The following is a 10,969-nucleotide window of genomic DNA, read 5'->3' as shown; positions in this document are numbered from 1 at the left end:
CCCGCACCGAAGACCTCCTGGCCACCGGCCAAAGCCAAGCCGCCGCCCTGACCGGCGGCTACCACATCGCCTTCACCATCGCCGCCGCCCTGCTGATAGCCGCCTTCATCGTCGCCCTCATCGTCCTGCGCCAACCCCGCCCCGCCACCCAGGACACCACCCCGCTCAGCCAAGCCGCCTGAACTCCAGGACGGGAATGGCTCACCCGGCACGAAACGGAGCCGCTGCGCGGAGACAGGCCGGGAGCCTGCTCTCCGCGTTCAGCATCACCTGGCCCCCAACGGCTCCCCAAGCCGGACGACCCCCTCACCCGACCGGCCCAGACCCGGTCACAGGAGGCGGCCCGCGGTCACTGCCAGTCGTGCAGTTCCTCCCATGGCACCGTCTCATCAGCCGGCGGCGGCTTGATGTCCACCTTCATCCCCCAGTTCGACAGGCGGAGGTCATCCACGAGGGGGTAGTACCGGGCATCGCCTTCGAGTCTCTTGGGGCTGTCATTCGGCTCGTGCCAGGAACTCCACGCCCGGCGGACGAGCTGGTGCGCCCGCCGGATTCACCGCAGCGTCAGCCGACACTGCCGGCCCAGCGCTCACCAAGGATGCGGCCAGCAGGGCAACCGCCGCCGCCATTCGCTGCTTCATAGCCTAGGGATGTTCGCAGCGGCAGATCTCATCATGATCTCGTCGTGTCACAGCGAGATGGCGTCCAAGGTCCGCACAGCGGCTCGACCGTCTTCCACGCGGGGGCTGGTCGAAGAAGCGGGCGATCTCTTCAATGGAGCGGTAGGCCTAGAGGCGCTCAGTCCAAGTCGAACTCGCCGAGCTTGGCACCTCCCACGAAGGCGCGCCACTCATCGAGGGTAAAGATGAGTACGGGTCCATCCGGGTCCTGGGAGTTTCGGACGGCAAGGCCCCCGCTGCCCTTGGGGTGATCAGTTCCAGCCGGAATGGTGGCCACTTCCACGCAGTTGTTCTGCCCGTTGCTGATGCTACTTTTCGTCCAGTTTAGGGCCGATATATCGACTCTATTCATATCTTCTTGCCGCCTCAGATAGAAGATCCAGCGAGTCATGCTCGTTGAGCGCGGATCTCCACATGTACTCGAATGCTGTCGAGTAGCGCTCAACTTCGTTCGGTTTGTCGAGATATAGCGCGCCGGTGTAGCCGTCGACGTAAACAGTCGGCGGTTCGGTGGGCTTGCTGTCGCCATTGAGCGGGAACCGTAGGACCACGAACGGCCCAGACATGACACCGGGGTGCAGTTGGGCGGCAAAGGGCATCACCTTGATAGTCGCGTTCGGCAGATGGCCAACCTCCACAAGGTGATCCAACTGGCGAGCCATCATCGTGCGGCTTCCGATGGGGCGACGGAGCAGGCCCTCATTCAGCACTACATGGAGTGTTGGAGGGGCCGTGGTTCTGGTTAGACCTCGCTGACGTTCCATGCGCAGGTGAACGCGGCGGTCGATCTCCGCCTCGTCTATGCCGACGTTGTCAGCCTTGATCAGCGTGCGCGCATAGTCGGAGGTCTGGAGCAAGCCGGGGATCAACTCTGACTCATACCAACTGAGCCGTGAGGCGGCTTCCTCCAGCCCGATGTAGAGATCGAATCCCTCGGAGATCACGTCCCCGTACGCGTGCCACCAGCCGCGCGCTTTGGTCTCTTTGGCGAGCGCTTTGAGGGCTTCGGTGAGATCTGTAGGAGCGCCATAGATCTTGCACATGGCATCCACATCGAGACTGCGAAGAGATGTCTGACCTGTCTCGATACGCCAGATCTTGGCTTCGGACCACTCTAGGGCTGTTGCTGCTGCGCGAACCGTGAGTCGCGATTTGCCGCGTAGTTCGCGTAGATATCGCCCGAGTTGCCGACGCGGCACGGTCGAGCCTGGCATCGCTTCGGTCATCGGATCCTTTCACTCGCTATGAAGTGCTTCCTGTACCCGAAATGAAACCAGCTTGCCAAGCGGCTCGCAATCGCATGTAACAAAGTGTGGCCCTCAGGGTGGCAGCTTTGGAATGAAGTCTTGCACGATGAAGTCTTTCAGTGCTTCACTTCACTCACCGTGAGCGGCAGATTCCTAGAAGTGATCCAGGGATAGGCGCGCGGAGAGGGGAATGTGAACAAATGGGCGTGTATGGCAAGTTCGCCGCAGAACTGACGCATCTGTCCTATCTCTCAGATGAACTGGAGGGGATTGGGTGGGTGCGCGCAAATGCGGCAGATGATGGAGAGGTCCCGATGCTGCTGGCATGGCGGTCGAGCGGGATACGCGTTCAGGCGAAGCAGCGGCTAAAAAAGTGGGTTTTCGAGTGGGGCCGCTGGCCGTGGTACCGGGTGGTGGTGACGAATCAGGGGGCGGCAGAGCGGCTGATGTGGCTGGTGTCGCTGTGAGCCGGGACCTGGGCGGATTCTGGCTTCCCGGGGTGGCGTCGTCAGTGCCGGTGGCACGGCAGTGCGCGAAAGCGGTGCTGGCGGAGGTGAACTGCGATCTCGGCGATGTGCTGCTTGTGATCAGTGAACTGGTCACAAACGCCGTCAACCATTCCCGATCGGGGATGCCGGGTGGTTGGGTCCGGGTCAAGGTCGAATGGACTGATGCCGGCCTGGTCGGTGTCGAAGTGCTCGACGACGGGTCGGCGAGCGTGCCCTTTCCCCGCAGGCCGGACGCGGGGCGCGTGAGCGGACGGGGACTGTGGCTGGTCGATGATCTGGCTGAGGAATGGGGAGTGCGCCGCTTCGGCAACGAGCGGTCTGCGGTCTGGGCTCAGGTATCCGTCTCAGTGGCCGAGGCACTGGCTTAGCCAAGTCAGTTAGTGCTCGGCAATTTCGCGGCTGCCCCTCGGCGGCAAACCAATCGCTCGCTTGAGGCGTCTCCAGCGAAGTGCGATGGCATCCGGCTTGTGAAGCGGATCGCGGTTCTGTGCAGAAAGATATACAGTTGATGTATGACCGTCCTGCACGACGCCACTGAGCTGAGCGTCACGGAAGCGGCTCAACGGGGGGTCGCCCGCCTGGTGGCTGATGCGGAGCAGGGGACCGATCTGGTGGTCACCCGCCGACGTCAGCCAGTGGCGGCCGTGGTGAGCATCCGCCGGCTCAACGAGCTGGAGGAGGCTGCGGCCGATCTGCGCGATCTGGCGCTCGTCCTTGCCCGGTCGGTCACGGACACGGGAGAGCGAGTCTCGCTCGACGAGGTGCTCGGCGCTTTCGGGCATACTCGCGAGTCGCTGGCCGCCATCCCGGACGACGAGTGATACGTGTCCGACGTCGTCTTCACGGCGCCAGCGGTCGATGATCTCCGTCGCATCGGCCCGGACGCGGTGCCCAAGGTGCTCAAGAAGATCCTCCTTCTGGTGGACAATCCCGAGGCCGGGTACCCGCTCGGCGGGGAACTGACTGGTTTTCGGAAGCTGGTGGTCGGTCGCAACATCTGGCGTGTCGTCTACCGCGTCACCGAGGACAAGTCGGTGGAGATCTGTGAAGTGTGGGCCGTGGGTGAGCGGGCCGATGCGGAAGTCTACGCAGAGGCGACGGCGAGGGTGCGTGAGGCGGGTGCCGGCCGTCCGGAGATCGTCCAGCTCGGTCAGGTGATCGAGCGTCTCGGCACGCTCGCCGATCACATCCGCGTGGAGGCGACGCCCCCTAGAGAGCCGGTTCCGGATTGGCTCGCGGACCGGTTGATCCACACGGTGGGGATGGCCCGCGAGGACGTTGCCGCTCTTGATCTCCAAGAGGCGGTCGACGTGTGGGCTGAGTACCGGTCGAAGCCCCGTTAGGTGCATGAAAGCACCCGGCTCAGTCCGGCATGCCCGCGAAGTGGCCGCGTTCCCCGCGATCGGCTTGCGGAGACGGGGACCTGCCGGCGGAGGGTCGCACGGCCGGGGCCAGCAGCGTCAGGAGCAGCACCACGGCGGTGATCGCCGCGAACGCCACCGGATAGGACAGCCCGCCCGCCACCCACCCCGTGACCGCCGGGGCGACCAGCCCCGACAGGTACGTGATCGTGGCCACGCCCGCCACGCCCTCGCCCGGCGTCGCCCCCACGTTGCCCGCCGCCGCGATCGCCAGTGGCACGATCACCGCCACCCCGAGCCCGACCAGGGCGAAGCCGGCGATGGCGAGCGCGGGGGTGCGAGCCAGGACGACGATCACGCCGCCCGCCGTGGCGACGACCCCGCCGGTCCTGACGGCCGTCACGGGCCCGAGCAGCCGGATGGCCCGGTCCCCGAGCAGGCGCGCGCCGGCCATGCAGAACATGAAGACGGTGTAGCCGGCCGCCGCCACGCCGGGACCGGCGTCGGTGACCTCGGTGAGGTAGACGGCGGCCCAGTTCGAGCTGGCACCCTCGGCGAACGTGGCGCAGAACCCGACCGCGCCGATGACCGCGATCCCGCGCCCGGGCAGGACGAAGCGCCGGGGAGCGGGGGCGCCGGCGGGTGAGTCGTCGGCCAGCAGGCCGCGCCCGGCGAACGCGCCCAGCAGGAGCAGCGTCGCGGACATCGTCCCGAGGTGGATCCGGGCGTCGATCCCCGCCTGCGCGGCCAGGGCGCCGAGTCCGCCCGCCGCCAGACTGCCCACCGCCCACATGCCGTGCAATCCGGACATGATCGAGCGGCCGAGGCGGCGTTCGAGGACGACGGCCTGGGCGTTCATGGTCACGTCGGACATGCCGGCGGCCGTCCCGAACAGCAGGAACGCGGCGAACAGCCAGACGGGCGACGGCGAGAGCGCGGGCAGGGCCAGGGCCGCGCACCACAGCGCGATCAGGGTGCGGGTGGCCGCGCGGCCACCTAAGCGGTAGGCCAGGCGGCCGGCCATGGGCATGCCGATGAAGGCGCCGATCGGCGGGCACAGGAGCGCGAAGCCGAGGAGGCGGGGATCGAGGTCCAGACGGTCCTGGATCCAGGGAATGCGCGTGGACAGACTGCCCGCGACCGCCCCATGTACGGCGAAGACGGCCGCGATGGCACGATGATGGCTCATGTCGCGAAAACTATCAGGCAGGCTTCCTGATGGAAAGAGGTTTTTAGGCAGGGTCCCTGATTAATATGGGAGTCGTGAAGACCGCGACCCCGGCCATGGCCCGGGCGATCAACGATCGCCTCGCGCTCGACCTGCTGCTCGAACGCGGACCGCTGACCGCGCCCCAGCTCCGCACGCTCACCGGGCTGTCCAGGCCCACGGTGTCCGACCTGATCGAGCGACTCGCGGCGAGCGGGCTCATCGAGGTCATGGGGGAGTACGGCGAGGACCGGCGCGGGCCGAACGCGCGGCTGTACGGGCTGGTGGCGGGGCGGGCCCACGTGGCGGGTGTGGACCTGCGGCGCGCCGCGGTCAACGTCTCGGTCGCCGACATCACCGGGCGGGTGATCGGGTCGGCCACGCGGGCGAGCGACGGTGATCTGACCGGGCTCATCGAGGCCGTGGTCCGGGAGGCGGCGGGCGGGCGCACGCTGGACAGCGTGGTGATCGGCGCGCCCGGCCTGGTGGATCCGCGTGACGGCGAGCTGGTGCCGCCCGACGACCTGGCCGGATGGCCGCGCGGCCTGGTGGGCTCGGTGCGTCAGCGCCTGGGTGTGCCGGTGGTCCTGGAGAACGAGGTCAACCTCGCCGCCATCGCCGAACTCCGCGTGGGCGCGGCGGCGGGTAATGCCGTGGTGGGTGGTGCGGCCGCGGGCGGTGCGGTGGCCAGCAGCGCGGTGCCGGGCGGTGCGGACTTCGTGCTGCTCTGGCTGGACGACGGGGTGGGTGCGGCGGTCGTGCTCGGCGGGCGGTTGCGCCGGGGGGCGTCGGGTGGCGCGGGGGAGATCGGGTTCCTGGAGGTGGGCGATACGGCGTTCTGCGACCTGGTGAACGCCGACGTCATCGCCGGGCTCAGCCGCGCCGAACTGGCCGGGCGGATCGCCCGGGGCGTCTTCGCGGTCGTCACAATCCTCGACCCCGGGCTCGTCGTCCTCGGCGGGCGGATCGGGCACGCCGGCGGCGACGAGCTGGCGGAGCTGGTGGCCGAGCGCCTGCGCGACCTGTCCCCGGCGCCCACTGAGGTGCGCGCCAGCACGGTCGAGGGCAACGCGGTGCTCCAGGGCGCCGTGCTGACCGCCCTCGACCTGACCCGCGACGCCGTCTTCGGCTGACCAGGCGCCACCTGACCCGACCAGGAGAGATCTGACCTGGCCAGGCGAAACCTGACCCGACCAGGAGAAACGTGACCTGCCCAGGCGGATCGCCGAGCGTCTCTAGGGAGTGGGTACGCCGGGGCCGAGCGGGATGCCGAGCCCCCAGAACACGAAGAACAACAACGTCCAGACGACGAGCAGGGTGAACGCCAGCGGGATGGTCATCGAGGCGAGCGTCCCGATCCCGGCCGAGCGGCGGTAACGCTGCAGGAAGCCGAGCGCCATCACGAAGTACGGGCTCATCGGCGTGATCGCGTTCGTGCAGGAGTCGGCGATGCGATAGAGCGCCTGGGTGTATTCGGGCGGGATGTTCAGCAACATCAGCATCGGCACGAACACCGGCCCGACCAGCGCCCACTGCGCCGAGCCGCTGGTCACCACCAGGTTGATCACGGTCACCACGAGCAGGATGCCCAGGAACACCACGGACCCGCTCACCCCGGCCGACTTCAGCAGGTCGGCTCCGTCGATCGCGATGATCTCGCCGATGCCGGTCCACTTGAAGTAGGCCAGGAACTGCGAGATCGCGAAGAACAGCACCAGGATCGGCGCCATCTCCCTGAACCCGTGGACCATGAAGTCCGGAATGTCGCGGCTGCTGGTGACCGTGCCGGCGGCCTTGCCGTACGCCCAGCCGACCGCCAGGAACGCCAGCCCGAGGAAGACCGCGATCGAGGTGAGCAACGGCGACTGCACGATGCTGCCGCCCTCGCCGCGCAGCGGCGACCCCGCGGGCAGCACCGCCGCCACCAGGGCGAGCACGAAGACCACGAGCGCGATCAGCGCGGCCCGCAGCCCGCGGCGCTCCTGGGCGCTGAGTGTCAGCGAGCCCAGGTCGTCCTCGGGGGCGTCGGCGTCGACGGGGATCGACTCGACCCGGCGCGCCAGCACCCGCTCGGTCACCAGCGTGATCGCCGCGGCGAGCACCACGGACGAGGCCAGCGAGAAGTAGTAGTTGGCCAGCGGCGTGACCACGTAGCCGGGGTCGACGGTGTGCGCGGCGGCCGTGGTCAGCCCGGACAGGATGGCGTCGACGGGCGTGACGATCGGGCTGGCGTCGTAGCCGGCCGAGATCGACACGAACGCCACCACGATGCCCAGGATCGGGCTGCGGCCCACCGCGCGGAAGGCCAGCGCGCCGAGGGGGATGAGCACGATGTACGCGGCGTCGGAGGCCACGTGCGACACCATCCCGGTGAGCGCCAGCGCGAACGTCACCCACTTCGGCGAGACCTTCGACACCCCGGACCGCAACACCGCGGCCAGCAACCCGGAACGCTCGGCGACGGCGACGCCGAGCATGACGACGAGGATCGTGCCGAGCGGCGGGAACGACGTGAAGTTCTTGATCACGTCGCTGACCATCATCTGCGCGCCGTCGAAGGACAGCAGGCTCTTGGCCGCGACCGCCTTGCCCGTCGCCGGGTTGACCGCCGACACCCCGGCCGCCGCCAGGCCCCAGCTCACCAGGGCCAGCAGCACGCTCAGGATGACGAACAACCAGAACGGATGGGGCAGCTTGTTACCGAGGCGTTCGATGCCGCCGAGCGCGCGCAACAGCGCATTGAGGGTGCGCGAACCCGTCGCTGACTCCGGCGTGGACATCGGTCAGGCCCCTTTCCGCAATTATGGTCGACCCATTACATGCGGTAAGGAAGCTTCTGACAAATCGGGTCAGAGGACGGGCTCCGACACGGCTGCCGGTTCGCGCAGCGGCAGGCGTACCTCGAACCAGGTCTCGCCCGGCACCGAGCGCACCTTGATCTCCCCGCCGTGCCGCCCGGCGACGATCCGGTAGGAGATGTCGAGCCCCAGCCCCGTGCCCTCGCCCACGGTCTTCGTGGTGAAGAACGGCTCGAAGATCCGGTCCTTGATCACGTCGGGGACACCGTGCCCGGTGTCGCCGATCTCGATGATCGCCTCGTCCTCGTCGTGGGCCGTGCGGATGGTGAGCGTGCCCTCCTCCTCCATCGCGTCCAGCGCGTTGTGCATGAGGTTGGTCCACACCTGGTTGAGCTCGCCCGCGTAGCACGGGATGGGCGGCAGCGTGCGGTCGTAGTCGGTGACCACGCTGATGCCCGGCGGGATCTTCCCGCGGAAGATCGCGACCGTGCTGTCGAGCAGGTCGTGCAGGTCGATCTGCTGGAACGGCGCCCGGTCCATCTGGGAGTACTGCTTGGCCGAGCGGATCAGCGAGGTGATGCGCTCGGTCGCCTCGGTCACCTCGCTCAGCATCTGCGAGATCTCGATGGCCTCGGCCAGCCAGCGCAGCGCGGCCGGCGTGTGCTCCTCGCCCACCTTGCCGCGGACCTTCTGCAGATCCTTGATCGAGAAACCGGCGTTGACCAGCGCGGGAGCCAGGTCCCACGCGTCGTCGACGCCCAGCTCGTCCAGCGCCTCGCCCAGCTCGTCCTCGGCGTCGGAGATGTCCAGCGGCGAGCGCTGCGGCAGCTTGCCCAGGTTGTTCGTGCAGGCTTCCTGCGCGTCGATGAGCGCGCGCAGCTTGTCCGGCGGGATGCCGGCCTCGGTGAGCTCGGCGAGCTGCACCCGCGAGGTCTTGATCAGCGAGCGCAGCTCGCTCACCGCGCGCACGGCCGCCGCGGCCGGGTTGTTCAGCTCGTGCGTGAGCCCGGCCGTGATCGTGCCGAGCGCGGTCAGCCGCTGCCGCCGGTCGATGACCTCCCGCTGCATGCGCCCGCCGGACATCAGGCCGTCGAGCAGATGCATGGCCATCGGGAACCACTCGGCCACGATGTAGGCGAACTTCTTGGCCGGCAGCAGGAAGATCCGCGACGGGGCGGTGGCCCGCAGCGTGTGCTGGTAGGTGTCCGGCGCGCGGTCACCGAGGTAGGCGGCGGTGGCGCCGCCGTAGACGCCGGGCTGCGAGGTGCGCGGCATGGCGACGGTGCCGGCGCTCAGCGTCTCGCTGACCATCTGCATCTCGCCCTCGATCAGCACCGCGAAGCACTCGGCCGGCTCGCCCTGCCGGACGATGTCCTCGTCCTGCGCGTAGGTCTGCACCCGGCCGCTGCTCGCCAGCTTGGTGAGCTGCTCGTCGGTCAGCCGCTCGAAGAGGAAGAGCTTGCGTAGCACGTCTATGTCGATCATTGTTTCTCCAGGTAGCGATGCACGAGCGCGACGGCCATCGCGCCTTCGCCGACGGCGGAGGCCACCCTCTTGATCGAGTCGGCGCGCACGTCGCCCGCGGCCAGGACCCCGGGCACGTTGGTCTCCAGGAAGTACGGCTCGCGCCGCAGCGGCCAGTTGCGCGGCCGCTGCCCGCCCTGCACCAGGTCGGGCCCGGTGAGCACGAACCCCTTGGCGTCCCGCTCGACCGTCTCGCCCAGCCACGAGGTGTACGGCTCGGCCCCGATGAACACGAACAACCACTGCGCGTCGACCGTGCGCTCCTCGCCCTTGGCCGACAGCGTCAGGTGCTCCAGGTGACCTTCGCCGCCGCCACCGGTGACCTCCGTCTGGAGGTGCACCTCGATGCTGGGGATCGCGGCGATCTGCTCGATGAGGTAGTGAGACATGGACTTCTCCAAACCATCACTCCTCACCAACAAATGGATCTTGCTCGCAAATCCCGACAGGTAGACGGCTGCCTGGCCCGCGGAGTTCGCCGCGCCCACGATGTAGACCTCGGTGTTCTGGCACGCCGGAGCCTCCGTCAGGGCCGCGCCGTAGAAGACGCCCCGGCCCACGAACTCGTCGAGGCCCGGCGCCTCCAGGCGGCGATAGGTGACGCCGGTCGCCAGGATCACCGCGTGCGCGGCGATCTCCCCGCCGTCCTGGAACCCGATCACCCGAGCCTGCCCGCGCGGCTCCAGCTTGGTCACCTTGCGCGCGGTCAGCAGCTCCGCCCCGAACTTCAGCGCCTGCCTGCGCGCCCGGTCGGCGAGCTGCTGGCCGGAGACGCCGTCGGGGAAGCCCAGATAGTTCTCGATCCTGGAGCTCTGCCCGGCCTGGCCGCCCGAGGCGTGCGCCTCGACCAGCACGGTGTTCAGTCCTTCTGAGGCGCCGTAGACGGCCGCGCCGAGCCCCGCCGGGCCGCCGCCCACCACGATCAGGTCGTAGAAGTCCATCGCCGGGGTGGTCGACAATCCGACCGCCGTGGCCAGCGTGGCCTGGTCGGGCGACTGCAGCGTGGTGCCGTCGGCCTTCACCACCAGCGGCAGGTGACAACCCTCGCCGGCCGCCTTCACGAGCTGCGCGCCCTCCGGGTCCTCCGCCAGCATCCACAGGTAGGGGACGTGGTTGCGGGCCAGGAAGTCGCGCACCGCGTACGAGGGCGCCGACCACCGGTCGCCCACCACCCGCCACTCGACCTGCTCCACCCGGTCGGTGCGCAGCCACGCGTCGAGCTGCCCGTCGATCACCGGGTAGAACTTCTCCTCCGGCGGGTCCCACGGCTTGAGCAGGTAGTGATCGAGGTCCACCACGTTGATCGCCTGGATCGCGGCGTCGGTGTCGGCATAGGCCGTCAGCAACACCCGGCGCGCGTACGGATACATGTCCATCGCGGCCTCAAGGAACTGCACGCCGTTCATCTGCGGCATCCGGTAGTCGGCCAGGATGGCCGCCACCTCGTCGCCGCGCAGCCGCATCGCCTTGACCGCGTCCATCCCGTCCTGGGCCGTTTCGGCGCGGACAATGCGATATTGCTGGCCATAACGGCGTCTCAGGTCGCGGGCGACCGCCCGTGAGACGCCCGGGTCGTCGTCTACCGTCACGATGACCGGCTTGTCCATGCTGATGTGCCCCAACCTTCCTCGCAGGGTCCCCTA

General features: G+C 68.4%; 11 protein-coding genes and 1 pseudogene. 6 read left to right on the top strand and 6 right to left on the bottom strand.

Annotated features, from left to right (window positions below):
• Positions 1-182: pseudogene (locus ACWD0F_RS41010) on the top strand (MFS transporter); the annotation flags it as partial.
• Between the two features lie 616 nt (positions 183-798).
• Here the strand turns inward: ACWD0F_RS41010 and ACWD0F_RS41005 are convergent.
• Positions 799-1,032 (bottom strand): DUF397 domain-containing protein, encoded by a 234-nt coding sequence (locus ACWD0F_RS41005; protein WP_449886604.1) that lies wholly within the window; start codon positions 1,030-1,032, stop codon positions 799-801.
• Complete coding sequence (locus ACWD0F_RS41000) at positions 1,025-1,906, bottom strand: helix-turn-helix domain-containing protein (RefSeq protein ID WP_449886601.1); 882 nt, start codon at positions 1,904-1,906, stop codon at positions 1,025-1,027. Before ACWD0F_RS41000 ends, ACWD0F_RS41005 begins: the two co-directional genes overlap by 8 nt.
• A gap of 221 nt (positions 1,907-2,127) precedes the next feature.
• Between ACWD0F_RS41000 and ACWD0F_RS40995 the strand changes: the two genes are divergently transcribed.
• From ACWD0F_RS40995 to ACWD0F_RS40980, 4 genes are all read left to right on the top strand, one after another.
• Positions 2,128-2,394: a hypothetical protein gene (locus ACWD0F_RS40995; protein WP_449886599.1), complete on the top strand. Its 267-nt coding sequence runs from the start codon at positions 2,128-2,130 to the stop codon at positions 2,392-2,394.
• Positions 2,391-2,804 (top strand): ATP-binding protein, encoded by a 414-nt coding sequence (locus ACWD0F_RS40990; RefSeq protein WP_449886597.1) that lies wholly within the window; start codon positions 2,391-2,393, stop codon positions 2,802-2,804. Before ACWD0F_RS40995 ends, ACWD0F_RS40990 begins: the two co-directional genes overlap by 4 nt.
• 144 nt (positions 2,805-2,948) lie before the next feature.
• A complete protein-coding gene (locus tag ACWD0F_RS40985) occupies positions 2,949-3,257 on the top strand; it encodes a type II toxin-antitoxin system prevent-host-death family antitoxin (RefSeq protein WP_449886595.1) in 309 nt (102 codons plus the stop codon).
• A gap of 3 nt (positions 3,258-3,260) precedes the next feature.
• A complete protein-coding gene (locus ACWD0F_RS40980) occupies positions 3,261-3,779 on the top strand; it encodes a type II toxin-antitoxin system RelE family toxin (protein WP_449886593.1) in 519 nt (172 codons plus the stop codon).
• Positions 3,780-3,798: 19 nt separating this feature from the next.
• Here ACWD0F_RS40980 and ACWD0F_RS40975 read toward each other — a convergent pair whose 3' ends face one another.
• Complete coding sequence (locus ACWD0F_RS40975) at positions 3,799-4,986, bottom strand: MFS transporter (protein ID WP_449886590.1); 1,188 nt, start codon at positions 4,984-4,986, stop codon at positions 3,799-3,801.
• A gap of 74 nt (positions 4,987-5,060) precedes the next feature.
• Here ACWD0F_RS40975 and ACWD0F_RS40970 point away from each other — a divergent pair, with 74 nt between their 5' ends.
• Positions 5,061-6,137 (top strand): ROK family transcriptional regulator, encoded by a 1,077-nt coding sequence (locus ACWD0F_RS40970; protein ID WP_449886587.1) that lies wholly within the window; start codon positions 5,061-5,063, stop codon positions 6,135-6,137.
• A gap of 102 nt (positions 6,138-6,239) precedes the next feature.
• Here ACWD0F_RS40970 and ACWD0F_RS40965 read toward each other — a convergent pair whose 3' ends face one another.
• The 3 genes from ACWD0F_RS40965 to ACWD0F_RS40955 form a co-directional block, all read right to left on the bottom strand.
• Positions 6,240-7,784 carry an AbgT family transporter gene (locus ACWD0F_RS40965; protein ID WP_449886584.1) on the bottom strand — a complete coding sequence of 515 codons (1,545 nt, stop codon included), beginning with the start codon at positions 7,782-7,784 and terminating at the stop codon, positions 6,240-6,242.
• A 69-nt stretch (positions 7,785-7,853) separates the two neighbouring features.
• Positions 7,854-9,287: an ATP-binding protein gene (locus tag ACWD0F_RS40960; protein ID WP_449886581.1), complete on the bottom strand. Its 1,434-nt coding sequence runs from the start codon at positions 9,285-9,287 to the stop codon at positions 7,854-7,856.
• Positions 9,284-10,933 carry an FAD-dependent oxidoreductase gene (locus ACWD0F_RS40955; RefSeq protein WP_449886578.1) on the bottom strand — a complete coding sequence of 550 codons (1,650 nt, stop codon included), beginning with the start codon at positions 10,931-10,933 and terminating at the stop codon, positions 9,284-9,286. The genes ACWD0F_RS40960 and ACWD0F_RS40955 overlap by 4 nt, the downstream gene beginning before the upstream one ends.
• Positions 10,934-10,969 lie beyond the last annotated feature (36 nt).

The organism is Nonomuraea sp. NPDC002799 (genome assembly GCF_053592075.1).
The sequence above is the reverse complement of the archived record's forward strand: the minus strand, read 5'-3'. Positions and strand labels throughout refer to the sequence as shown.

Coding starts and splice junctions, on each gene's coding strand:
- ACWD0F_RS41005 (WP_449886604.1), bottom strand. CDS start 1,032: ATGAATAGAGTCGATATATCGGCCCTAAACTGGACGAAAAGTAGCATC.
- ACWD0F_RS41000 (WP_449886601.1), bottom strand. CDS start 1,906: ATGACCGAAGCGATGCCAGGCTCGACCGTGCCGCGTCGGCAACTCGGG.
- ACWD0F_RS40995 (WP_449886599.1), top strand. CDS start 2,128: ATGGGCGTGTATGGCAAGTTCGCCGCAGAACTGACGCATCTGTCCTAT.
- ACWD0F_RS40985 (WP_449886595.1), top strand. CDS start 2,949: ATGACCGTCCTGCACGACGCCACTGAGCTGAGCGTCACGGAAGCGGCT.
- ACWD0F_RS40975 (WP_449886590.1), bottom strand. CDS start 4,986: ATGAGCCATCATCGTGCCATCGCGGCCGTCTTCGCCGTACATGGGGCG.
- ACWD0F_RS40965 (WP_449886584.1), bottom strand. CDS start 7,784: ATGTCCACGCCGGAGTCAGCGACGGGTTCGCGCACCCTCAATGCGCTG.
- ACWD0F_RS40960 (WP_449886581.1), bottom strand. CDS start 9,287: ATGATCGACATAGACGTGCTACGCAAGCTCTTCCTCTTCGAGCGGCTG.
- ACWD0F_RS40955 (WP_449886578.1), bottom strand. CDS start 10,933: ATGGACAAGCCGGTCATCGTGACGGTAGACGACGACCCGGGCGTCTCA.